Origin of the sequence: Okeania sp. KiyG1 (genome assembly GCF_014132355.1) — a bacterium.
Lineage (GTDB): Bacteria > Cyanobacteriota > Cyanobacteriia > Cyanobacteriales > Microcoleaceae > Okeania.
In genome coordinates this window covers 79,097-104,258 of sequence record NZ_BLZO01000091.1, presented here as the reverse complement: position 1 = coordinate 104,258, position 25,162 = coordinate 79,097, and the positions used below count along the sequence as shown (strand labels likewise).

Sequence of the window (25,162 nt, the reverse complement as noted above, 5' to 3'; positions counted from 1 at the left end):
GCGATAAATATGGCTTAGATTGGTTGATTTTGGTAGTAATTCCCGAAGCAGATTTTACAGAACGTATTCATGCAAATACTCGAATTACTATTGCTCTATGTTCGATCGCATTAATAATAGCAATTATTTTTGGTTTATTCAGTTGTGAACTGATTATTAAACCAGTAAAAAAATTAAAGCAAGCAGCAACTTCTGTCTCTATTGGAAAATGGGAACAAAGAGTCAAAGAAGTTCCTATTGAAGAACTAGCAATATTAGCTCAGGCATTTAATCAAATGACCGAACAATTACAAAAATCATTTGTTGAATTGGAGAACAAAAATTCTGCTTTACAACAGGCAGATCGGTTTAAGGATGAATTTATGAAAAATATTTCCCATGAACTGAGGACTCCACTCAATAGTATCATTTGTTCTATAAAATTAATTCTTGATGGCTTTTGTGATAGTCAAGAAGAAGAAATAGAATTATTAAATCAAGCAGATAAATCTGCTATTCATTTACTAAATCTAATTAATGAACTTTTAGATTTGGTGCAAATTAAACAAGGCAAATTTCCGGTCAACAAAAAGTCAGTAAATTTGTCTGATTGTTTAAATGAAATCATTGATTCTCAGCAATCTATAATTCAACAAAAAAATCTGCAACTATATACATCCAATATCTCTAAATCCATATCTGTAGAAGCTGACCCCAATAAGCTGAAGCAAGTATTCTTAAATATTCTTGATAATGCAATTAAATTTACAGAAACTGGTAGTATTACTATTGACGCTAAGATTAAACCAAGTCTTAATACTTATGATATAGACCAAGTACCCATTGTAGTAGTAACTATTAAAGATACAGGAATTGGGGTAGAACCAAGCGAACAGTATAAACTATTTCAATCTTTTGTAATGGTAGATGGTTCGACTACTCGTTCCTATAATGGTTGTGGTTTGGGGTTATCAATTTCTCGTAGTTTGATGGAATTGATGGGAGGTAATATTACTTTAGAAAGTGCTGGAAAAAATCAAGGTACTAAAGTTTCTATCTCTGTACCCATGACTCTCAAAACTACGGAATAGGGGATACCGAAAGTGGCGATCGTAGCTAATACCATTTATCAAAAACTTTTCAACCCCTATCTTGAGCTGGGGAGTAGGGGAGCTGGGGAGTAGGGGAGTAGGGGAGTAGGGGAGTAGGGAGTAGGGGAGTAGGGGAGTAGGGAGTAGGGGAGTAGGGGAGTAGGGGAGTAGGGAGTAGGGGAGTAGGGGAGTAGATATGGTTTTTTTTTGGAAAAACTATATTCTTTCCTAATCCCTACTCTGTAGGGACCTTGCATGCAAGGTCCCTGCTTCCTACCGTACTTCATAAACCACCGAATACTCTGCAAGTTGTTGATATGTCCGTACTCTTTTCTTCCACTGCTATATAACTAATTACCAACTTGATATAATCTTATTCTAATTAGGCAAAACTAAAATCTAGAGTGAAAATATGCCATTTAATTCTGATAATTTACCAGAACAAGATTCAGGAGTACCTAATACCTCCGAATTACCTCCTTTAATCAAAAAATTATCAATCGCTGCCTTGGTAGGAATAATAGTTTTTGTTGGAGTAAGTTCTTTGATTATTGCTGCTAGTCAAAACAATGTTAATGATATTCAAACAACAGAAGGAAAAGAGAATGTTCCATACTCAAAAAGTTAAAAACAAAAAATAACATTCTCTCAGTTTTCAAATCCGAACTCAAGCTCCTCAGACCCATTTATCGAATAATCTTGCCAAACTGTAACGGTCGGAAATTGGGAATAAAGAATACTAATTTTTAGCCAAAATTGATTTCAATAGTATAATTAAATATAAAAATGAAGAATTTACTGAAAACTCTCAAGAATATTTTTCTTCCTGAAAAAGAAGAGATTTTTTTGACATTAATTGAAAGTATAGAAGTCATAGTATCTAAAATTTTATCTTTAGCATTGATAGGTGTAATTCTTTTTGCTGTCTTTGACGTAGTAGTTTTTATCTATCAACGACTTGTTTTTACATCTAATCCTTTATTTAAAGATACATTATTTGAAATATTTGGACTATTTTTAAATATTTTAATTGCCCTAGAAATTTTAGAAAATGTTACTGCTTATCTCCGCAAGCATACCTTTCAAGTAGAGTTAGTAATTGCTACTTCTTTAATTGCTGTAGCTAGGAAAATTATTATTTTTGATATTGATAAAAACAGGAGAAGATTTAATCGGATTAGGATTTGCTATTATTTCTCTATCCATTAGTTTCTGGATTATTCGATCGCAAAAAAATAGACCATCTAATCATTAATATAGCGCTACTTAAATCGGGAATAGGGAGCTTTCAACAATTAATAATTAATAATTAGGGTTTGCAGCAAAAAGTCTTATGGGTGAGGGTAGGAGACAACCCACCCCTCGCCCCTCCTCCCAGGAGGGGAAGAAATGGGAATGAGCGAAGAGGTAGGAGTAAGAATTGTAAGAATGATTTTTCTGCCATAATTGTCCCAAAATACTAGCATGCATGAGCTTTTTGAGCTGAAAAGCTGGCACTTTTTTAGACCAAAAAATGCGCTCAACCTTTATCTGCCAATACTTTTAGATTTAATCACCAAGCCCTAATTAGGGTTTGCGCTCAAAAGTCTTTTTGCTCTTCGTAGTAGTCAGTAGTCAGGAGAAATGGTGGATTACAGAAGATGTAGTTGGAACAATTGTCCCCCAATTGTTCCGCTGTTGTCTGCCAAAATCCTGACATGCATGAGCTATTGAGGGTAAAAAACTGGCACTGTTAGAACACATACAATGGCTTGACCTTTTATCAGTCAATACTTTCAGATTTAATCACCAAGCCCTAATTATTAATTATTAATTATTAGTTATTAATTATTGAAAATACCCCCAAGGGAATTCGAATCCCTGTCGCCTCCGTGAAAGGGAGGTGTCCTAGGCCTCTAGACGATGGGGGCTTGCTTGTCTCTTTTCACTCTTACTAACTTAGCGAATTCCTCAATAAATGTCAAGGGGTATGAAAAAAAATTTTCGGGGTTGCACATTATCGAATGATACTGCAAAAAATTGGTTTAGATTTTGACTAAAAAAAAACCTAATATTAATCATTCTAGCAATTCTCAAATCCAAAATCCTGTTCATCAAAAATCTCAAATCATTCGCCACTGTGCAACTTACCAAATTTAAGGTAAAGCCATCTGGGCCGATATCCCTTCTTTGGCATCTCCAAAATACCATAAAACAGCAGCAGCCTCAGCCCGACTCACTGTTTTATCTGGCCTAAATAACCTAGTATAACCAAAAACCCGCCTAATATTAGAAAAATCATTCTCAGCATCTGCCAATATAGCTCTCAAAGCAGCAGGATCAATCCTAGAAGCATCTTGAAAATCCCAAGCTTCTTTAACTTTCTCTACTGTAGCCTCTGGCAATGACTTGCGAAAATCTAGAGGTACTTTCCAAAGAATCAAATCCTCACGGGTTAAAAAATCATTTGGACGAAATTTAACTACATTAATATCTCCAGACAAAGGACTAGGAATTAAACCAGCTTCTGCCAAACCTTGAATTATCGCAAAGTCTGGGTCAGTTTTCGGGACATCTTCAAAAATTGGCACTTCATTGACCCCTGCTAATCGAATTTGTTTGGCAGAATTATTAGTAAAAATCTTATTATTAGTATTCACCAACCACCGAACATATTCCCGCCTAGTGACAATATTCTGAGGATCGACTAAAAGAGTAGTAGCATCTGGATTATCTTGATTTTGGGGCTGTGGCTGCTGAAATACTCCCAGTTTGGACAAATCTGCTATGTATTTGCGTAATCCTGAAGGCACATCTCTGAGAGCTTTTTTCAAGACAGGGGACTCTGGATAAGTTGGGGTGGGCACTGGGGGTATGCCACCGGGGGGGAATTGTGTGGGAGTCGGTAATGCGGCTACTCCGGGAGTGGGCAAAGGTGTCGGTAATGATGCAGTTGGAGATGGCTCAGAAATAGGTAATGCTTGGGGTGATGTTGGGAAATTGGGAGATGGCTGAGTTTCTAGCTGGGTAGTTGATGGATCGACTGGGATAACAGGGGGCGAGGGGACATTAGTCGTTTCTTCATTCTTGGGTTGATAGTCTATCTCATATTCTGTTGCTATTCCTGGTGCTTGGCTTGGTTTAAGGGATATCTCTACTTGCAAATCATTTTTTTCTGCTACCAGAGATCCACTACCCTCTTCGGTAGGTTTGCTAATAATTTCCCAATTCTTGTCTCGAAATTCTTTTTGATAAAAGTTTTGGACTACGTTAGTAGGGTCTGAGCTACTCCAAACTGTTTTTTGCTCTTGTTCGGATTTTTCAATTAATTGGGAGTTGGGATATGGAGATATTTCTGAGGGAAAATTAGCCGGAATTTGTGTTGGTTGTTGGGGTTGTTGGTTGTTTTGAGTGGGGGTTTGAATTAATTGGTTAAAAGGAGGGTTATTTTTTAACTGGGGGTCTGCTGCAAAAACTTTTTCTAGCTCTTTACTTGCGGGATTATTTGCACAAGCACTGACTGACATTAATAAACAAATAGTTAAGCTGGTAAATATAGAAGGTCTATTTAATAACATATTCATTAATATAAATTTAGTTGCTATTTTTCAGGGAGGTTTTTGTTTCCTCCCAAGATTTCTCAAAACTATATTTTTCAGGTATTCTTTAACAAGGATTTTGCCTGTTCAGCAGATAAGTTGTTTTTTTCTTCCTTTTTCTCTTCTTGTTGTGATGATTCCTGTCCTTCTACTTGTTTGAGATGAATAGTATTTACCTTGGTAATAAAATTAGCTATAGAATTTCTAGCTTTTTTGCCACGTTCAGTTGTATCTTCTACATCATAAATTCTATAAGATACATTTGCCCCTAAGATAAATTTCTCCTGTTCTGCTTCTAGGAGTTCCACAACTCGATTAGCAGAAATCCAATTTTCTTGGAAAGGAAATGAAGTTACAACACTAGCAACTATAGAAGCGATCGCTGGACAAATTACAGGTAACCATTTTAACCAAGCCTGACCAGTTTCTAATTTATCAACAAGGACTAAAATTGGGGTAACTCCCGAAAAAATTATTGTGCCTAACTGCAAAATATAGTAGATATTTCTAGCTTTTTGTCTGGTCTTTTTGTAATCGTCTATTAACTCTTGAGTATAACGTAAAGCTTTTTCTACTTCTTGAGTTATCTGAATATTTTCTGGAGAATTTTCTAGTTGTAAAACATTACCGTATAAGGTTGCTTTTTTAAGTAGATTAGAATCCTTTATTTTTTAGTGTAGTTGATTTGTAATTGCTGATTTAGGAGATACAAAAAAATAAACAGAGCAATAGAAACTACTAAAACTATCGGCAATTTTATCTGATCTGAAAATAAAAAAATACCAATTCCTGAGCCAATAGCCGTGGCAAAAGATAGATATTCAAGTATTCTCAAAAATGATAAGATGCCAGGACTGGATGGTGGAGATTTATAATTATCGGCCTTGATGTTTAACTGAGAATCTAGGGTTTCCGAACTTGTCATATTCTGTTTATTCCTTTGATTTGTGATTTGATAAGTGGACTAAAATATTCTCTGGCTAATGAGAAAGTAAGGACAGAATTACCTTAATCTATTCTTAATATATTACTTTACCAAGCAAATTACCGAAAAGCGACGTTGAAAGCATAGGTGTTTTAACCGGGGGATGAAAACAAGGGAGTCGTTTAAACTAGACAACTTTAGTTGTCCTGTGCTATTTTTATCAATAAAAAGTAAGCAGAACCCTAGGTATTGGCCTTAGCCGACTGTGTAGGGGCACCGCGGAAATTGTCCCCGAAGAATATATCTTTGGTCAGCGCTCGAATAAACGAAGCAACACGGATTTATCCTGTTGCGTAGTATCTACTTATAATCCCCGTGACTTGAGTCCGGGGGCAATTAATTATATTTATTTTTATATTTTGACTTGAGATATTTGATGCCAAATTTTTGCCATACCCCAAAAAATTACTTCCGGTGCATCAATGATAGTTGCACCTAACTCAGGAAAAAGTTTTGTGAAATGAGTTAATAATAAGGTGCGATCGCCTCCTGTCAACGCTATTTTTCCTTCAGGAAATTCTTCTTGCCAGGCGACAATATAATTTTGCATTCCTGCCAATACTGTATATATTACCCCACTTTGAATGGCTGTTGTTGTTTCTGTTGCCCACCGTGGAGGTAACTCTACTGGTATCTCAACCAAAGGTAACATAGCTGTTCCTGTTATCAAAGATGATAATTGCAACCTTAACCCTGGTAAAATAGACCCTCCCACTATTTTTTTTTGGACATCAGCACCAGTAAAAGTAATTGCTGTACCAACATCTATTACTAGCACAGGCCAACCAAACTTTGTGCCTGCACCTAAAACTGCTAAAGCTCTATCTATTCCCAAGGTAGGATAAAGTCCTTGCAGTGGCAGTTTTTCTAAAGTAATCATATCAGACCAAGGATAAGTTTGCCAAAGTGTTGTTTGTTGAGGAACTACTGATGCTATTAATAAAGGCATCTGATGATTTAATTTTATATTCTGAGTTTCTAATGTACTTTTGAGTAGTTTTATTACTTCTGTTTCTTCATTAATATTTCCCTGATTTTCCAATTCTTGAATACGGTCTATATCCCAGGTTTTCTGAAGTATTGCACCTACAAAATATCCCCAGTGTAACCGGGTATTTCCAATCATTAAACCGAGCCATTCTTGATTTTCAGACATATAGAAATCTATTCAACAATTAATAATTAAGTAAGCATTCAGCCATCAGCTATCAGCTAGCCTCCTATGGTCGGAACTTCGTTAACAGCTATGAGTTATGAACTTACTATTACACCGAAGGATAAATTAGTCTCCAAAGAGAATTAAAACTTATGTTTGCGTAGCATTCCGCAGGAAATAAAAAGGTCATTAGCTAACTTTAGTAAGTTATTAGGTTCAAAATCTGTTTGCGTAGCATTCCGCAGGAAAAGCTGTTTGCGGAGCATGACTTAGGAAATGCTAATAGCTGAATGCTTACAGAATTAATAATTAATAATTAATAATTAACAATTACCTATCCTTTAAAAGAAGAGGATTGACTAATCATGAAAATTTTTCTTTATTATCTCCTTAAAAGGGGGAGGCTTTAAACCACAATTTTTCGGTTAATTTTTCAGTATTAGACATCTCTAATTAATAAAGAATAAAATCAATTATCCCAAACAAATTATCAATTATTTCCCTGTACGGACGTTGCATGCAACGTCCCTACTCCCTCTTTTGCTGGAGATGTCTATTTGTAAGGAAGTCCTACATCTAAACCAGAAGTATATATGGCAACTGCTCGGTCTTGCATATTAAAGACTACTTTTATACCTGTATCATCAGGATTTTTCCATTCATAAGCACCCTTAATTTGATTTTCTGCTTGTGTCTCATCTGATGTAACTTCTTGTTCTCTACCAAGAGTATTATTAATTTGCATTTCCCTTGCTTCTCTTGATTGTACAAAAGCTTCTGAGTCAAATTCGGGGTCTATTTCTCCCTCTGCTCCAAGAATATTTCTTATTTCTCGGTATGTCATCCCTAACTGCAATCTTTCATATTTTTGTCGGGTAATTGAATAAACTGGTTTAGGTTGATTCCAGAAAGGATTACCAAAATTATAAGTATTCATATTTTTAGTCCGAATAGTAACCACTTTCTGATTAGAATCAAAAATTATATTCATGCTTGTACCATCTGGATTAACCCAATTATATGTAACAGTATTAGCATTAGTTAAAGGATTATCTCTTGTTGGTTGTTTTATTCCTTCATTACCAATAATTTCTCTCACTTCATCGTAAGTCATCCCAACTTTAATATTTTCAAAATCTGTACTGGTAACTACAGGAGGTTTTCGATTAACTCCGAAGTTAGTCGCGTTCAAATTTTGAGCAGATAGTTTAATCAGTTTATTCTCTGAATTAAATATGGCAACTATACCTGTATTATCATTATTTAGCCAGCGATATGCTACACCAAATTCTTCAATTGTCGGACTATTATATTCTGTATAAACTTCACCTCCTCTTCCCAATATTTGCTTAACTTCTTGATAGGTCATACCAATTTTTAAATTGTTATAATCAGCTCTGGTAATTCGATTAGCTAGAGCAGGCTGGAATTGTATATGAAAGACAGAGACAAAACTACTAATAAATACTGCTAAAACAAAGTTTTTCATAGTGATGATCTAAAATATTGGCTATATTAATGATTATTTTTCAGGTAAGCATTTCCTGCGGAATGCTGCGCAAACAGCAGTCAGCTAGCCTCCTATGGTCGGAACTTTCCTAGGTCATGCTACGCAAACGTTAACAGCTATCAGCTTTATTATCTTTATAAAAAATTGAAATGACGCTGCATAGAATAATATTTAAAGCATAATTGACCGCAGAAAGGAGTAGATAGAGATAGATCAATTTAATGAATTTCATAATTCTATGCAACCTCATATAAAACTGGTATTAGTGAACAATTTTAGCTCGTTGTTTTTGTGCTTCAATTCTTTGTTTAAAAATGTAGTATAAGTTAAGCAAATGCTTGCTTCATTCATTAAAAAGCTGTTTGCGCAGCATGACCTAGGAATAGCTGTTTGCGGAGCATGACCTAGGAAATGCTAATAGCTAAATGCTTACTTTTTCAGAATATCAAATTGTTCGGAATTAATCTTGTTAGACTCATATAAAGTTTGAGCAATTTCTGTCAAAGTCAATACTGAATAACTCTTATATCCATTTGCTTGTAACTTATCTTTCACACCCCGTTCATGGTCAATAAAAACAACAATATCTTCTACATTTAATCCCACTGATTTAAGTTTATCTGCTCCCTTCATTACACTATTACCGCTAATCATAATATCATCCACAACAACAATTTTTTCCCCTGGCTGAAAATGTCCCTCAATTAATCGACCAGTGCCATGAGCTTTCACCTCTTTCCGAGGAAATATCATCGGACGTTCTAGACGTAAAGCTAAACCTGTTGCAGTAGGTAATGAACCATAAGGAATACCTGCAATTCTATCAAATTCTAACTCTTTGAGAATCTCTGCATAAGCAGTGACAATTTTATGGAATATTTGAGGAATAGAAATGATTTTTCGTAAGTCTATATAATAAGGAAAAGTCGCCCCCGATGCTTGTACATGGTCGCCAAAAATAATACAGCCAATATCGTAAAGTTGTAAGATTAAATCCCGGTGTGGTTCATGCTTTAAAAAACAAACATCTGGCAACCACAATTCACAGGTCGGACTACCTTCAACTACCTGTAGACGTTGTTCATTAATCCTATCTCTTAAGGATTCAATTTCTTGATTAGGATGTACTGCGCCAAATAATTTTGGTGGGATTGGTAATAATAATCCTTCACCATTAATATTCAAACCAGCAGCTAAAAGTTGAGCTAATTCTTCAGGGTTAGCAATATCATTTTCTTCCGCTATATCTCCCTGAATTAGTATTAGTCTTTCTGGAGCAATTTTTCTGATTATAGCGAGAATATCCGGCATTACTCCTACTTCTAAACCTAGCTGTTCAATAGTTCCCCAACTTTGAGCTTCTTCTACTAATTTGAAATAAAGAGGTTCCTCTTGATTTGGGTATTCTTGTAATACTGCTGCTGAAGAATTTGCTGTAGCACAAAGTAGGAAAACTGTTTTGCCTGGATAAAGTAAAAAAGGTGTAACTAAATCGAGACCAGTGTAAGGTGAAATTGTACAAGCATCTACTTGTAAATCTTGAAAAATAGTCCTCGCAAATACCGTACTTGTATTGAGGTCGCCGTGTTTCGCATCTAAAATAATTGGAATTTCAGAAGGAATAGTTTTTATGGTTTGCTGAAGTAGTTCTAAACCTGGTATCCCTAAAGATTGATAATAGCCTAGAGAAAGTTTATAAGCACATACATATTTTTCTGTTTGAGTTATTAAAAAATAGAGCCATTCCCGCCAATATTGAATTAATTCTTGATTATCTTTTTCTGGAGGGTTAGCAAATAAAGATTTTACTGGAATATTGTGCTGGGCAGCTTCTTTAGGTAAACTTTCTGGGTCTGGGTCTAATTCTAGATAAAGTAAACTTTGATTACGTTCTATACTATTTAGCAGTTTGTCAAAAAAATTCATAATGGTTTCTTCTGATTCCAAGTGCTGTAATTATTTAAAATTATATGATAGTATGATAATTTATTACTTAATTTATACCTAAGCAAACAGCTATTAGCTGTCAGATCTCAGCTCTTATGAGAGGATTTTAATATATAGACTGTTTCAGTCAGCTTTTATAGTAAAATTTAATTCTCACTCAATTAGTAAAGCTTTTATCTAGAACTAAAAAGAAGTAATAGCTGTTAACGCAGTTCCTCCGTAGGAGGCTGACTGATAACTGACGGCTGTTTACGCAGCATGACCTAGGAAATGCTTACATTTATACTACCTATTATTAAAATTTAGGTACTTAGTGGGTAAGTTTCCTACTATTACCGAAAAATTGTGGTATAAAGCCTCCCCTTTCAAGGGGATAAAGCGGTCGTTAGCGCAGCTTCCCGAAGGGTGGGATGGCGAAGTTTCGTCGCTATATCCAATCGACCAAGAGAAAAAAAATTTTTTCCTTTGAGTCAATCCTCTTTTTTTCAAGGAGAGGTAATTATTAATTATTAATTATTAATTATTAATTGTTGAATTATACCTTAACAGTTAATCAATAATAATCTATGGAGGGAATCTCTATTTTGCAAGCTAAGGAGATAAAGGCACAATTAAAATCTTTGATTCAGGAAGCATCTTCAGTAGATTCAGATTTTGCAAAAAGATTAAATGAAGTAAATCAATGGATTAAACATTTAAAACCTGGTACTTTGACAGCTAAAAAGTTTGTGATGCTTTTTTTGAAACAGCTTATTCAAGATTCTAAAATTTTCCTAATTCTTAAATCTATCCCAAAGGAAATTGAGCGAGAATTTTACTATCAGAAAATGACCCCGACAGAACAATATTGGCATAAAGAATTATTCCCAAAATGGCTACAAGAAAAAGACCCTAAATTTTATATTTGGAAACAAAAACTAATGTCAGGAAAGTTTACTCAGGAAGATAGGGAAATAATTCAGGCGATCGCTAATCAAATTGAACTTAATCAAGGCACAGCTTTACAACGCTATATTGTTGATTTGTCAATGGCAACAGATATTATTGTTAGTGGTAGTCAAGAGAAACCCTTATGTATTCAACTTACAAGTTTATCTAAAAAATTTGCTAAAGATAAAGCAGAAGAGTGGCAAGATACTCTAGTATTTTGGGAAATTGACAGAGGACTTTTTTTAAGCTATAATCCAGGTAGAAAATATTTTCAAAATGAATTGGTCAAAACCATATTAGATAACAGCGACAATCTCCAGAAAGGTAATTATTTAAAGTGTAATTTGTAACTGAATGTAGATCGACTGAGGAAAAATATTAATAATATGACGACAAACCAAAAAAATTCTCCCGAAGAAAAATTAGCAGAGTTGACTAATCTATTAGAATCATCTCGAAAATTACAAGCTGATATTTTAAATTATGGCTTAGATGCAGCAGACTTTTATGTGGAAGATATTGATGGAGATTGGTTAGAAAATTGGGATGATAATACTTATGTTGACTCTATAATTATTCTTCTCGAAAGTGATGATTTAGTATCAGTAAGAGTGAGGGAAAGATTAAGAGAAAAATCAACATCAGAAATAGCTTCAGAATTAGAAAAAATGTGGCAAATTTCTGATGAGCATGAACGTATCTTTGCTGTAAAAAATTTATTAGCTGGTGGTTTTAGTGTGGGTAGTAATAACCGAGATATAAGCGATAAAAATGAAGATGATGGAATTGAACTTTTGGAGTTAGCTGAAGAATTGCTAGAGAAATTAGATAATATTTTTGAATAACAGGAATAATTGATAATGAATAATAAAAACTATCTCTAACTATCAATTATCCATTGGAAACTTGACCACATCTTTTATTGGTTCGGGTGCATCTCAATGCGTGAATAAAGCCAAAAATTTATCACTTTTAGGCAACAGGCAACAGGCAACAGAGAATATATAGGAAAAAAGTATTTTTGCAAATAAATATGAGATGCACCTATTGGTTCCTGCTACTCCTGCTATAATCGCAATTATACTTATTAATCAGTCCAGTAGTAGACTGACACAGCTAAAACTGCGCACTCTTATTTTTATTTCTAGTAGACTGACATAGCTAAAACTGTGCACTCTTATTTTTATTTCTAGGTGTCTTGATCTCCCCTACTCCCCCACTCCCCCACTCCCCTACTCCCTACTCCCTAATGCACCATTTAAGGTGTGTCAGTCCACTAGGTGTCTTGATCTCCCACACTTCCCTACTCCCCTACTCCCACACTTCCCTACTCCCCCACTTCTCCACTCCCCACTTCTCCACTCCCTACTCCCCCACTCCCCTACTCCCTAATGCACCATTTAAGGTGTGTCAGTCCAGTAGTGGATTGTTTCATCATGCACCATTAATAACGATAGTCAAACAATATTCTTCTCAAGGAATATTAAGCTTGACATTCCGTTAAAGGAATATTAGGATAGATATATGTTTGTAATTAAGTAGCTAAATGACGTGGAATTGGGAATTGTATCTAGATGAAACAGAAAAAATACCAAAAGATTTATTAGCTTTTTTTGTGAGACTGATACCAGAGGAAGAGAAATCTCCAGATTTACCAAAACCAAAGCTAACAGAAGCAGAAACTAAGCGACTTCAGGTTAATCTTAAATATCTCTGCGATAAAGGTCTAGCATCTTTGAGCAGGGATAATTTTGATAAACTGGAGGATGATTTGTATGAATTTAAGCTCACCAAAAGTAAACATAATCCTAGATTTATACTCACAACGTTAACTCCTCAAAGATTTGTGATTTTACACGCTTTTAAAAATAAAAATAATGGTGCAATTAAAGAAAAAGATAAACTAATTGCCAGACAAAGATTAGAGAATTTAAGAAATAGGTAAAAACAATGAAATATAACTTTCAAGAATGGTTAAAAACAGACATAAGCGATGAGCCAGAAGTAATATTAGCAGGTAAGTTAGAATACCTACGACTATATTTAACTGATGCCATGCGATCGCTACGAGAAAAAGCAGGATTAACTCAAGACCAACTAGCAGAAAAACTAGGAGTACAACAAGCTGCAGTTTCTAAACTAGAGTCATCATTAAAAGACCATAAACTAGAATCAGTGCTAGATTATTTGCATAAACTAAATGCTGATTTATTAGTAGCAGTTAAACAGGAGGATGAACTAATTCAGGTGAGCGATAATGATGGAATGATATTAATAGATTTGCCAGAGGAAATAGAAGATTTAGCAGAAGTGGAAAAAATGAGTTTGCGTGAGTATATCTTGGCAGCTATTCAGAATTTTTCACAAAAGAAAGTTTCCGTTAGAGAATTTATTGAAAGTGATGATGAAGTAGCAGTAAAAGTCAGAATTAAATTAGCCAATAAATCTTTATCTGAAATTGCTTCAGAGTTAGAAAAAATGTGGCAAATTTCTGACGAGGATGACCGTCGTTTTGCTGTAAAAAATTTATTAGCTGGTGGTGTTAGTGTGGCTAGTAGTAACCGAGATATAAGTAATAAGAATAAAGATGATGGAATTGAACTTTTGGAATTAGCTGAAGAATTGCTAGAGAAATTAGATAAGATTTTTGAGGAACAGGAATAACGAAGTCAGAAGTCAGAAGTCAGAAGTTAACCCACCCCTAACCCCTCCAAGGAGGGGAACTAGGGGATTTGAGCAAAGCTCCAAAAATATTTTGCCTATACTAGATATAATACATCTGATGAATATAAGGAGTATTCAATATGACCCAAACAAAACCCAGAAAAGTACCTAGAGGTACACCATTATTCAGCGATCGCCCCCTTCTTTCCCCAGAAGAAAGAGCCAGACGGAAAGCAGAACAGGAAGCCTTTGCCAGTCGGTGTCGGGAGATTTTTTGGCAAGTTTATCCAGACTTGGTGAAAGAACATTACGACTGATTTATTCATATCGAACCTGATAGTAGAGATTATTTTATTGATGTCGATGAAAATGTCAGTTTTCAAAAGGCTCGTCAACAACATCCCACCTCAGATATTATGGCAATGCGTTTGAATGAAACGGGAACTTGCGGTAGGATATGACTCAAGGATTTTTTGGTAGCAAGGGAGAACTGTTTTTTGAAATAGAGCTAATTACTGCTGATGGTTCAATAATAACAGTTGATGTGTTGTTAGATACTGGCTTTACTGACTGGTTAGCAATAGATATTCAAGATGTAGAAAGTTTGGGATAGCGGTATATCAAAAAATGAGAAATGAAAACAGCTAGAGGTGAATTTCAGTTCGATGTTTATGAGGGAAACGTAATTTTTGACGGTCAAGAAATGAATATTCCTGTTGTTGTTGGTGATGGAATACCAGAGATTTTAATTGGTTTGTCTTGGCTGGAAGATAGACGGTTAGTAGTAGATAAAAAGGCTGGTATTCTTACTTTAGAATAGGATAAAAAAAGGGCGAATGCCATTTCCTAAGGTCATGCTCCGCAAACGCCCCTACAGATGGTGCTTCAAAGGTCAATTTGCGTAAGTCCTGATACTAAAAAATTACTTGTAAACTTATGGCCAACCATACTATGATTCTGCCCGAAGAAACTTACAAAGTTCTCTTGGAGGTTGCTAGAGAACAAGGTTTAACTCCTGAAAATTGGATTGCTGCCCAATTATCTAAACAGCGAGTTCAGCCGAATGCTACGCCAACAGCAGAAACACTTTTGTCGGAGCTAACAGCAGATTTAATTGGTGCTATTGATAGTCAAGCGGAACCTCGTTATCAGTCTCAGAAAACTCATTTTGGAGAACAGCTTGCTAAAAAACTCTCTAAACTAAGGAATCCAAAATACAGCAGTTAAACCTAGTTTTCTATAGTCAACAACGAGCGATTTTTGTGCTATAAACTAACAATAATATCGTGCTATAATTCTAATCATACTTATTAGTTATAAGGTAAAGCACAATGGTTTTAACTGCCCAACAATTAGAGGCAATAATGCCTGATGCCACTCAATTAGAAAGCGACGAACCCGAAATGGAAAGTTCTCAACATTATATGCAACTGATGTTGCTAGTTTCTTGTCTGGAATGGTTGTGGCGCGATCAAGATGATTATTTTATTGGTGCTAATTTGACTATTTTTTATAGTCGCCAGTACCTAAAAACTAAGGATTTTCGTGGTCCTGACTTTTTCTTGGTTAAACAAACTGAAAAGCGACCTCGGAAGTCCTGGGTAGTTTGGGAAGAAAACGGTAAATATCCCAACTTAATTATCGAGTTATTATCTGATTCTACTGCTAGAGTCGATCGCAACTTTAAAAAAAATTTATATCAAGATAACTTCCGCACCCCAGAATATTTTTGGTTCGACCCCGAAACCATGGAATTTATGGGATTTCGTTTAGACAAAAATCGCTATCAAGAAATTCAACCGAATAACCAAGGTTGGCGTTGGAGTGAAGAATTAGAATTATACTTAGGAGTAGATGGAGGTCAATTGCGTTACTTCACTGCTAACGGCCAACGAGTGCCAACTCCCCAGGAAGCAGCGATAGAAGAACAATTGCTAGTTCAAGAGGCTCAATCACAAGTCCAAGAAGCTCAATCGCAAGTCCAAGAGGCTCAATCTCAAGCCCAAGAGGCTCAATCACAAGTGCAACAAGAACGAGAACGAGCGGAACGCTTGGCTCAACGTTTGCGAGAACTGGGTATTAACCCCGACGAGTAATATTAAGTCCTTATGTAGGGGCGAATGGCTATTCGCCCTCTATAGGGTTTTGGTTAGGACGTGAGACGATCGCTCTGAAAAGCACTGTTAATATCAATTTCTGTGTTAAAATGCTAAAAATTTACTATTTTATTCAACTATAAGTTTATCAAAAATTATGGCAAAAGGGTTTGGGGTGCCAAAGGGTAAAAAGGTATCTAAACGGCAAAAAGCTTATTTAAAGTTGATTGGAGAATTGCTTAGTTGTCCGAGCGGTAAAGAGCAAAAAGTTTTAATGGATAATCAACATTTAATAGATGCTGGTTTAGTTAAGACAATGACAATAATAGCTATGAAATTTGCTGAAGAAGGAGAGATAAAATCTGCCAATTTTTTAATGGGTATTGCTAAGTATTTATATGAAGAATTAGAATTATCAAAGGATTTTTTCAATTCCAGTAGCGCTACAAAAAATATCTCTGGTATGGCAGAAAAAGAGTATTTTAAGAAGTTTTTAGTTCAGATGTTGTCAATGACTGTAGCAAGCAATGCTGACCCCAAAGCTACACACCCAATTTTACAAACTTATCTAGAGCAAGACCAGGATTTTATTCCCAAGTTTTGCCGTTGGATAATGGAAAAAATGTCAGAGGCAACTCCGGAAGAAGCTATAGGTTATGCTAGTGTTTTTACTTTTTTGGGAAATGGAATCTCTGGATTTCCTTTGGGTAATATTGCCGATAATTTAGAAACAGCGATCGCTTGTTTTGAGGTGGCTTTGTCAATTGCAGAAGAATATGAATCGGCTGACTTCACAGGAGGATTAAAACCTACAACATTACATTTATTAGCCATTGCTTACTGTGAGAGAATTAGAGGAGATGAAGCTGAAAATATAGAGTTAGCAATAGGTAAATTTGAAGAAGCATTGCAGTTAATTACTCGTGAAACTGAAGCCGAACTTTGGGGGCAAATTCACAACAGTTTAGGTATTGCCTACACAGATAGAATTTGGGGAGATAAAACAGAAAATTTAGAGTTAGCAATAGCCTATTATAAAAATGCTTTACAAGTTCGCACTCGTGACGAAGAACCTAAAGAATGGGCACAGACTCAAGTCAATTTAGCAGTTGCTTATCGCCACCGTATAAAGGGCAATAAAGCAGAAAATTTAGAACTAGCAATAACAGCAAATCAAGCAGCTTTACAGATATATAATCCTCAAAAATTTGCTGTTAACTGGGGTGAAGTTCATCTCAATTTAGGTAATGTTTACCTTCACCGAATTGTAGGTGACAAATCAGAGAATTTAAACTTAGCTATTGCCTCCTATAAAAATGCTTTGCAAGTCATTACTAAAAATAGATTTCCCGAGAAGTGGGCAATGGCAAAAATGAATTTGGGTAATGCTTATAGAGAAAGCAAAATAAATGAAGCTTTTGCTTGTTATCGAGCAGCATTTGAAATATTTACCCCTACTAATTTTCCCCAAGACTGTTTTAGAAATGGCTGCAATATGGGTTACGCGGCCTTTGTTGCTGAATTATGGCCAGAGGCAATAGAAGGATTTGTTGCTGCTGTTGAAGCGATCGAACAAACTCTTGATTGGGCAGAGTCAGAAGCTCGCCGTCAGGAGATTCAAGCAGAAGCTATTGATGTATATGAAAAGTTAGTAACTGCTTGTGTTAAAAATGGTGAGCTAGATTTGGCAAAGGAATATGCAGCTCGTTCGGGTTCGGTTCGCCTGGTTAATAAATTTGCCAAGAATGACCAAGATTTAGAGTTGGATATAGAGACTGTAGATTTTTGTATTCAGGCATTAACAACAAGTTGTGAAGGCGATGAAGTATTGTATCCTTTCCTAGAAGCAAACTTAGACAAACTTGATGATAAATTTGCGATGGTTTTGTCAGAGCTAGGAAAGCGTATTAAATCTCAAATCAAACCAGAGCAAGTTGCTCAACTATCTAATTTTGGGAGAGTTTTGCGGGAGCTAGGAGAGCGCAACTGTTTGAAGACACCGGAATCTTTACTAGAAACAGAGCAAAAATTATTAATGGATTCCTCAATAAGGATATTGCTGGGTTTGCAGATTTTTAGTCTACTGATTTTGGAGTTTACCAAGGGTAACAGAAGTACAAACATTGAGATTGCTATTGTTGGTTATGAGGCATTGGAAAATATCTTTACCCGCGAAGTATCTTCCCTGCATTGGGCAGTATTTCAAGGAGACCTAAGTATTGCATACAACAATAGATTTCGTGGCGATCGCGAATATAACTTAGAAAAAGCCATTGCCTATTGTCAAAATGCCTTACAAATCCTGACCCCAGAATCAGACCTCAAAGGTTGGGGATTAGTGCAAACCAATCTAGCGACTTACTACTCCGACCGGATCAAAGGCGATCGCTCCGAAAACCAAGAAAAAGCCATTAGTTATTGCCAAGAAGTATTAAAAGTATGTTCCCGCGACAGATTTCCCCAACAGTGGGGGAATGCAATGAGAAATCTAGGTGTAATTTATCGAGAAAAAGTTAGCGGAAATCCAATCGAGAACATAGAGAAAGCTATTTCTTACTATAAACAAGCAGCTCAAGTCTTAACTTTTGAGGAATTTCCCACAGATTGGGGTGATATTCAAGAAAATTTAGCCATAGCTTACCACAATAGGATTAAAGGAGATAATTTAGATAACCTCAAACAAGCAATGAAATATTGCCAAGCTGCACTAAAAGTTCACACCAGGGAAGACTTTCCCAAAGAGTGGGCGAGAACTTTATCCCACCTTGGCATCGTCTACAAAACTATCAATTCTCCAGAAAGTATAGAGCTAGCTATTCAATGTCATCAAACTGCACTAGAAGTAGCTACTATAGAAGAAATGCCTATGGAATGGGCCATGCTTCATCTTAATTTAGGTGTAGTTTTTAGCGATCGCCGTCAAGGAGACGAAATATCTAACATCAAAAACGAAATCAACCACTATGAAACTGCCTTACAAGTTTATACTCCCAGAGCATATCCTCAACAGTGGGCAAGTTTGCAAAATAACATCGGTCTTTGCTACGCCAAACTATGGGAAACTGAAGCAGAAATTCGACACTTGCAACTATCCCTAGAAGTCTGGACTCGCGAGACATTTCCCCAAGATTGGGCAAAGACCCAATACAATCTCGGTCTTGCCTATATTAGATTGGGAGCTATGACAGAAGCAGTTAACTGTTTTAATTTGTCACTGGAAATTTTTACACCTAACGCCTTTCCAGAAGATTGCTTCTACTCTGGGGGTAATTTAGGAGATTTAGAATTTCACAGGATGCGGTGGGAAGAGGCAATGAAAGCTTATGAGGTTGCCATTGAAGCAGTAGAAATTGGTCGTAGTTGGACAGTTTCCGAATTTCGTCGCCAAAAAATAATGGAAAACGTCATTGATGTTTATTTTCAGATGGTGCAAGCTTGCATTAACACAGGCAACTTAGAAAAAGCCCTCGAATATGCTGAACGTTCTAAGTCAAAACGTCTGGTAGACTTGATGGCAAGTAACGACCTCAGTCAAGGTGGCGAAATTTCTCCAGAAGTTCAGGAGTTACTACAGCAGTATAACGACTTGCAACAACAAATCGACCAAGAATACCATCAAAAGAGTTCTGATAATCACCGAACCATAACAGAAGTGAGAAGTAGAAGTAATCAAAGAGCATCTCTCAACGCCTACAACGAAAAAGTTGCTTACCTAGAATTTAAAAAACAAGAAGTCTGGGAAAAACTCAGACGACCCGACCTAGACCCAGTTTTAGCAGGAGAAATTCAGGTGAGCGCTCCAGATATAACCGCCATGCAGAAACTTATCGACCAACCTACTACTGCCATTCTCAGTTTTTACAACACTGCCGATAATACCTATATATTTGTCTTGCGCCAAAACCAAATTTCTATTCATACCTGTCCCCAACAAGGTATGGAAATATTGCAACGTTGGATTTATGAAAGTTGGTTATTGCCTTACCTACCCGGCGAGAATGAAACTAAACAACAAAAAGAAGAAAGAGAGTCGAAATGGTATGAACAGATGAATTCTATATTGGCAGAACTGGGGGAAAGACTCCAACTCGATCGCCTCATTACCCAACATCTCAACGGTATCCAAGAACTAATTCTCATTCCCCATCTATTTCTACATCTAATTCCCTTTGCAGCTATTCCCATTTCCGCACGGACGTTGCATGCAACGTCCCTACAAACCATGTACATGGATGGCACATCCCCACAAACCCTGGATGGAACGTCTCTACTGGGAGATAAATTTCTCATTCGCTACGCCCCCAGTTGCCAAATTCTAGAATTTTGTCATCAACGAGGAGAAGTGGAAACCGCAACATGGCAATATGGCACCGTTGAAAATGCAGAAGATAATCTCCCCTTTGCAGGTTTTGAGGGAGAGCAAATTTCCCAACTTTTTAATATCCCCGAAACTAACCGCCTCCGAGGCAAAACTCAAGCAACTCGCTCCAATTACCAGCAGTTAGCAAGTACAGTTCAACTTCTCCATTCCTGTCATCATGCGGAATCTCGTCTAGATAACCCTCTGGAGTCAGTATTAAAGTTGAGCGACGGGAATATTACTTTGGGGCAGTTGATGAGTCCGGGGTGGCGTTTGCCAAATTTGTCTGATGTTTTTCTTTCTTGCTGCGAGACTGGTTTAGGTACTCCACAAATAACAGATGATATTCTCACCTTGGCAACTGGGTTTTTATGTGCGGGTGCGAGGAGTGTAATTAATACTTTGTGGTCTGTGGATGACTTGGCGACGGCGTTGGTTTCAATATTTTATTATGAGGAACGGAAACTTGGTAAAAGTCGCCCTCAAGCTTTATGGGAAGCGCAGATGAAGTTACGGGAAATGACAAAACAGGAAGTTAAAGAAAAACGAGAGCAAGCTAAGGTTAAGCGAAAGCAATATCAAGAAGATTCACCGAAGTATCAGGAATGGGATCGCGAGTATTATCGGTATACTTTAATCTATAGCGAAATAGTCGGTATCAAAAATGAACATCCTTTCTCTCATCCTCGTTACTGGGCTGCTTTTACTGTTGCTTGCTAACACCAAAAAATATAGACTATTCAAGACTTATATCTACAAAATATCGCTGGATATGACACAATAGACATCTGGTGAAAAAGATATAGGTTTTTTGCAGGAGTAGGCAACAGGCAACAGGCAACAGCTCATCTGGGAAGATATTTTTACGCGCAAAGGCACAAAAAAAGATTTTTTAGGGTGAATTTTTCGTATCCTTAGCCTGCTCTAATTAAAAGATTTATTTTCTGGAGATGTCTAATGGCAAATAGGTAGAAAAATTAGGAACCAAACACGAAACTTGAGTTCATGTCAAAGCTATAGCAAATATTATTGACACCCTAAAGACTTGCTCTGCTAACCTTGAGTAAAGTAATTCAATCAGGACTTACGCAAAGGCACTATTTATAGATTAAAGTAACTGTTGGACAATAGTTTTGAGCGCTATATATAGCGTATCTGCGTAAGTCCTATCAATGTAAGTAATGGTCAAATCTCACGGTTCCTTAACAGGGATAGAAGCCAAAATTGAATATCATCCTGCATTTGAGGAACTAGGAGCATTGTATGAATCCTGGAAACGCTCTGCTGTTAACTGGATGCAAACTGAGAAATTATCAGAGTCCTCAGTAGAAAAGCGTCTGATGAAAAAGTTTAACATTCAGTGGGCTTATGCTGATTCAATTGCCACTGAAGCAGCTCAATGTTTGAACCAATTAAAAACAGCTAAAAATAACTATATCACTCAATTAGAGTTACAATTAAGCGCCAAAATCACTGCTACAAAAAAAATCATCACTAAACTAGAAAAAACTTTAAAATTAGCAACAAAAAAGGTTTTCCACATATACAAGCTCGAAATAAATTTTGTCATCAATTGCTAGGTTTAAAGAGTAAAGTTCAGAAAATAGCTAGTCTGAAACAAAAATTAAAGCAATTAAAAAATACAGAACGTTTACACATTTGTTTTGGTTCCAGTAAATTATTTAATGCTCAACATAATTTAGCCGAAAATGGATATAAAACCAGACAGGAATGGAGTGTTGATTGGAGAAAAAAACGGTCAGGCAGGTTTTTATGTATAGGAAAATCTCAGCCAGGGGGTGGAACTATGCTCAAAGTTTTCCCATTACAAGAGGATGGTAAATATCAACTACAAATTCAACTACCTAGACCATTACAGGATAAATATGGTCAGAAAATACTGTTAGAATTTAGTGTTTCAGATAGGAATGGCAGATATAGAGCAACAGATTTAGATTATGCCATAAATAGTTTAAAACCAATTACAATTTCTATTTTTCGTAGAGAACATAAACAGGATAATTGGTATATACATCTTTCAACTTATGTACCAGAAATACCAGTAGTTCATACAAGAAAAAATGGCTGTATAGGTATTGATTTTAATGCGGAATTAATTTCAGTTACTTATGTGAAGTGGGATGGAAATATTGAAGATTTAGAAGAAATTCCGTATAAATGGAAAAATCAAACTACAGGACAACGGCTTGCATCCATGAGAAATATTGTTTCTCAAATTGTTTTCTTAGCAGAATTTTTTGAATGTGCTATTGCCATTGAATCTCTAAACTTTAGTAAGAAAAAGTCCAAGATGAGTGAGGAAAGTAAAGTTTACAATGAAATGCTTGTCTTATTGGCTACAGGAATATTTAGAGAAACTTTAGAGTCGCGTTGTAGAAGATTTGGAGTTGAATTAATTAAAGTTAATCCGGCTTTTACAAGCGTGATAGGAATGATTAATTATATGGCTAAATATGGCCTTAATAGTGGTACTGCTGCTGCTTTAGTAATTGGCCGTAGAGCGTTAAAATTATCAGAAAAAATACCACAGTGTTTGTTGAGACCGGAGGATGTCAACAAACATGATTGGAGTCATTGGAGGCGAGTTGCTAGTTTTATTAAACTACATCGTATCCGGAGGACTCAACTTTTTCAAGGTCGGAAAGCCCGCTTAAGGTATCCTCAACAACTTCTGACTTCTGACTTTGTTAAGGGTCGCGCTACCCCACCGGGAAATGCCGATCAGGTTTTTGTAGGCTTGCTCAAAAACCCGTGGCAAAAACAACTTCTGACTTCTGACTTGGGGACTTCTGACTTCGTTCAGGGCGGAACATCAACTTTCACAGCAAGTACACATTGAAACGGGTGAGTAATGAATCATTTGCACTCACCGATGGCAAATGTCTAGCTTTGTCTAGTTTTCAAGAAGGTGTAACGTTATAGTTATTCTGAAAAATTAATCGTGGCGATCGCCTTCCTAGAACTGTATCTAAAATCTCAAAACTATAACGTTGGAGTTTTGTTCGGTAAGTGGAATGAGAGCGATCGAAAAACAGATGTAGTAAAAACAGTAACTTTGCTAAATGCGATAGGAAAAGAAAAAGAGAAAAGCGATCGCAAAAACACAAAAAGCAACAACTTATGATACAATATTAAATTATTCTATAACTATTACTATAGCTTACTATGACCACAACTCCCCGTCGCTATCACATTACCACTTTCGGCTGTCAAATGAACAAAGCTGACTCCGAACGCATGGCAGGTATCCTAGATAATATGGGCCTCATATCCTCAGATGACCCCAACGATGCCAACATCATTCTATACAACACCTGCACCATTCGCGATAATGCGGAACAAAAAGTCTACTCTTATCTCGGTAGACAAGCAAAACGCAAACACCAACAACCAGACCTCACCCTCATTGTTGCTGGATGTGTTGCTCAACAGGAAGGAGAAGCACTCCTGCGACGAGTACCCGAACTAGACTTAGTTATGGGACCTCAACACGCTAACCGTCTCCAAGATTTATTAGAACAAGTATTCAATGGCAACCAAGTAGTCGCTACTGAACCCATTCATATTGTCGAAGATATCACCAAACCCAGACGGGATAGCAAAGTCACTGCTTGGGTAAATATAATTTATGGTTGCAACGAACATTGCACCTATTGTGTTGTTCCTGGTGTCAGAGGTAGAGAACAGTCTCGCTATCCTGAAGCTATTCGTGCTGAAATGGAAGAGTTGGGGCGACAAGGTTATCCAGAAATAACATTGTTAGGGCAAAATATTGATGCTTATGGACGGGACTTACCGGGAGTAACAGCAGAAGGACGCAATAAACACACATTCACAGATTTACTTTACTATGTGCATGATGTACCAGGTGTTGAACGTATTCGCTTTGCCACAAGTCACCCCCGCTATTTCACAGAACGTTTAATTAGAGCCTGTGCAGAGTTGCCCAAGGTTTGCGAACATTTCCACATTCCCTTTCAGTCTGGGGATAATCAATTATTGAAGGCAATGGCAAGAGGTTATACCCATGAGAAATATCGCCGAATTATTGATAAAATTCGAGAACTAATGCCAGATGCTTCTATTAGTGCTGACGCAATAGTAGGTTTTCCCGGAGAAACTGAGGCACAATTTGAGAATACTCTAAAATTGGTGGAGGATATTGGGTTCGACCAGTTGAATACTGCTGCTTATTCTCCCAGACCGGGAACTCCAGCAGCTTTATGGGAAAATCAAGTGAGTGAGGAGGTGAAAGCGGATAGACTGCAACGGTTGAATCATTTAGTGGGTGTGAAAGCTGCAGAGCGATCGCTTCGTTATATGGGTCGTACTGAAGAAATTTTGGTTGAAGATACTAACCACAAAAATGCTGCTCAAGTTATGGGTCGTACCCGTGGCAACCGTCTGACATTTTTTGAGGGGGATATTAATGAGTTGAAGGGTAAGTTAGTCAAGGTGAAAATTACTGAAGTACGTCCTTTTAGTTTGACTGGAGAAGTCAAGCAGTTGTTCAACAATTAATAATTAATAATTAATAATTAATAATTACCTCTTCTTTTCAAGGAGAGGATTGACTAATCATGAAAATTTTTCTTTACTTTTGTTTCGAGAATAGTGGGAGCATCTTGCTCCCGTGCCAAGTATTTCTTGTTCTTGTATACCATTACGCAAGCAGGACTACCCATTTTTCTATACTTTTTCCCCTATTCTCTAACTTAATATCCTGACTCCTGATATACAGTTTATTTCATATTAGTAAGGTACACCAGTAGCGGGCAAGATGCTATAGCGGGCAAGATGCTCGCATTGGAAATACTTTACCATTCTTATGTTTACCTGATTTAC

The 25,162-nt window shown here is 36.6% G+C and carries 23 protein-coding genes and 1 tRNA gene; 17 read left to right on the top strand and 7 right to left on the bottom strand.

Annotated features, from left to right (window positions below):
* Positions 1-29: 29 nt before the first annotated feature.
* The 3 genes from SAGCYANO_RS21190 (at position 30) to SAGCYANO_RS21180 (ending at position 2,279) form a co-directional block, all read left to right on the top strand.
* On the top strand, positions 30-1,070 hold the full coding sequence (locus SAGCYANO_RS21190; RefSeq protein WP_237396458.1) for a HAMP domain-containing sensor histidine kinase: 1,041 nt from the start codon (positions 30-32) through the stop codon (positions 1,068-1,070).
* Between the two features lie 412 nt (positions 1,071-1,482).
* On the top strand, positions 1,483-1,698 hold the full coding sequence (locus SAGCYANO_RS21185; RefSeq protein ID WP_202221871.1) for a hypothetical protein: 216 nt from the start codon (positions 1,483-1,485) through the stop codon (positions 1,696-1,698).
* 158 nt (positions 1,699-1,856) lie between these two features.
* Positions 1,857-2,279, top strand: a complete 423-nt coding sequence (locus tag SAGCYANO_RS21180) for a phosphate-starvation-inducible PsiE family protein (RefSeq protein WP_307785947.1) — start codon at positions 1,857-1,859, stop codon at positions 2,277-2,279.
* A gap of 628 nt (positions 2,280-2,907) precedes the next feature.
* On the opposite strand, the gene SAGCYANO_RS21175 is transcribed toward SAGCYANO_RS21180, so the two are convergent.
* The 7 genes from SAGCYANO_RS21175 to SAGCYANO_RS21150 all read right to left on the bottom strand — a co-directional run bounded on the left by SAGCYANO_RS21175 (position 2,908) and on the right by SAGCYANO_RS21150 (position 10,225).
* Positions 2,908-2,980 (bottom strand) — tRNA-Glu (locus SAGCYANO_RS21175).
* A gap of 225 nt (positions 2,981-3,205) precedes the next feature.
* Positions 3,206-4,633 (bottom strand): S-layer homology domain-containing protein, encoded by a 1,428-nt coding sequence (locus SAGCYANO_RS21170; protein WP_202221870.1) that lies wholly within the window; start codon positions 4,631-4,633, stop codon positions 3,206-3,208.
* Positions 4,634-4,704: 71 nt separating this feature from the next.
* Positions 4,705-5,151: a DUF4231 domain-containing protein gene (locus tag SAGCYANO_RS45180; RefSeq protein ID WP_237396488.1), complete on the bottom strand. Its 447-nt coding sequence runs from the start codon at positions 5,149-5,151 to the stop codon at positions 4,705-4,707.
* 161 nt (positions 5,152-5,312) lie between these two features.
* On the bottom strand, positions 5,313-5,573 hold the full coding sequence (locus SAGCYANO_RS45175; RefSeq protein WP_237396457.1) for a hypothetical protein: 261 nt from the start codon (positions 5,571-5,573) through the stop codon (positions 5,313-5,315).
* A gap of 412 nt (positions 5,574-5,985) precedes the next feature.
* Positions 5,986-6,789, bottom strand: coding sequence for a pantothenate kinase (locus tag SAGCYANO_RS21160; RefSeq protein ID WP_202221869.1), 804 nt, complete (start codon positions 6,787-6,789; stop codon positions 5,986-5,988).
* A 553-nt stretch (positions 6,790-7,342) separates the two neighbouring features.
* Positions 7,343-8,278 (bottom strand): hypothetical protein, encoded by a 936-nt coding sequence (locus tag SAGCYANO_RS21155; protein ID WP_202221868.1) that lies wholly within the window; start codon positions 8,276-8,278, stop codon positions 7,343-7,345.
* A 450-nt stretch (positions 8,279-8,728) separates the two neighbouring features.
* On the bottom strand, positions 8,729-10,225 hold the full coding sequence (locus tag SAGCYANO_RS21150) for a bifunctional orotidine-5'-phosphate decarboxylase/orotate phosphoribosyltransferase (RefSeq protein ID WP_202221867.1): 1,497 nt from the start codon (positions 10,223-10,225) through the stop codon (positions 8,729-8,731).
* Between the two features lie 587 nt (positions 10,226-10,812).
* Here SAGCYANO_RS21150 and SAGCYANO_RS21145 point away from each other — a divergent pair.
* The 14 genes from SAGCYANO_RS21145 (at position 10,813) to miaB (ending at position 24,838) form a co-directional block, all read left to right on the top strand.
* Positions 10,813-11,526: a hypothetical protein gene (locus SAGCYANO_RS21145; protein WP_237396455.1), complete on the top strand. Its 714-nt coding sequence runs from the start codon at positions 10,813-10,815 to the stop codon at positions 11,524-11,526.
* Between the two features lie 36 nt (positions 11,527-11,562).
* Positions 11,563-12,021 (top strand): hypothetical protein, encoded by a 459-nt coding sequence (locus SAGCYANO_RS21140; RefSeq protein WP_202221866.1) that lies wholly within the window; start codon positions 11,563-11,565, stop codon positions 12,019-12,021.
* Between the two features lie 701 nt (positions 12,022-12,722).
* The gene (locus SAGCYANO_RS21135) at positions 12,723-13,121 is read left to right on the top strand and encodes a type II toxin-antitoxin system RelE/ParE family toxin (protein WP_202221865.1); all 399 of its coding nucleotides are present in this window, start codon (positions 12,723-12,725) and stop codon (positions 13,119-13,121) included.
* Positions 13,122-13,126: 5 nt separating this feature from the next.
* On the top strand, positions 13,127-13,840 hold the full coding sequence (locus SAGCYANO_RS21130; RefSeq protein ID WP_202221864.1) for a helix-turn-helix domain-containing protein: 714 nt from the start codon (positions 13,127-13,129) through the stop codon (positions 13,838-13,840).
* A gap of 140 nt (positions 13,841-13,980) precedes the next feature.
* A complete protein-coding gene (locus SAGCYANO_RS45170) occupies positions 13,981-14,157 on the top strand; it encodes a hypothetical protein (protein WP_237396454.1) in 177 nt (58 codons plus the stop codon).
* Positions 14,158-14,297: 140 nt separating this feature from the next.
* On the top strand, positions 14,298-14,453 hold the full coding sequence (locus tag SAGCYANO_RS49390) for a hypothetical protein (protein ID WP_307785946.1): 156 nt from the start codon (positions 14,298-14,300) through the stop codon (positions 14,451-14,453).
* A gap of 21 nt (positions 14,454-14,474) precedes the next feature.
* Positions 14,475-14,660, top strand: coding sequence for a hypothetical protein (locus tag SAGCYANO_RS49385; protein ID WP_307785945.1), 186 nt, complete (start codon positions 14,475-14,477; stop codon positions 14,658-14,660).
* 116 nt (positions 14,661-14,776) lie between these two features.
* On the top strand, positions 14,777-15,067 hold the full coding sequence (locus tag SAGCYANO_RS21115) for a hypothetical protein (RefSeq protein ID WP_202221863.1): 291 nt from the start codon (positions 14,777-14,779) through the stop codon (positions 15,065-15,067).
* Between the two features lie 104 nt (positions 15,068-15,171).
* Complete coding sequence (locus tag SAGCYANO_RS21110; RefSeq protein ID WP_202221862.1) at positions 15,172-15,936, top strand: Uma2 family endonuclease; 765 nt, start codon at positions 15,172-15,174, stop codon at positions 15,934-15,936.
* Positions 15,937-16,093: 157 nt separating this feature from the next.
* Complete coding sequence (locus SAGCYANO_RS21105) at positions 16,094-21,016, top strand: CHAT domain-containing protein (RefSeq protein ID WP_202221861.1); 4,923 nt, start codon at positions 16,094-16,096, stop codon at positions 21,014-21,016.
* A gap of 461 nt (positions 21,017-21,477) precedes the next feature.
* On the top strand, positions 21,478-21,876 hold the full coding sequence (locus tag SAGCYANO_RS21100; protein WP_202221860.1) for a hypothetical protein: 399 nt from the start codon (positions 21,478-21,480) through the stop codon (positions 21,874-21,876).
* Positions 21,870-23,156 (top strand): IS200/IS605 family accessory protein TnpB-related protein, encoded by a 1,287-nt coding sequence (locus tag SAGCYANO_RS21095; protein ID WP_202221859.1) that lies wholly within the window; start codon positions 21,870-21,872, stop codon positions 23,154-23,156. Before SAGCYANO_RS21100 ends, SAGCYANO_RS21095 begins: the two co-directional genes overlap by 7 nt.
* 102 nt (positions 23,157-23,258) lie before the next feature.
* Positions 23,259-23,441, top strand: coding sequence for a hypothetical protein (locus SAGCYANO_RS21090; protein WP_202221858.1), 183 nt, complete (start codon positions 23,259-23,261; stop codon positions 23,439-23,441).
* 41 nt (positions 23,442-23,482) lie between these two features.
* On the top strand, positions 23,483-24,838 hold the full coding sequence (gene miaB / locus SAGCYANO_RS21085; RefSeq protein WP_202221857.1) for a tRNA (N6-isopentenyl adenosine(37)-C2)-methylthiotransferase MiaB: 1,356 nt from the start codon (positions 23,483-23,485) through the stop codon (positions 24,836-24,838).
* Positions 24,839-25,162 lie beyond the last annotated feature (324 nt).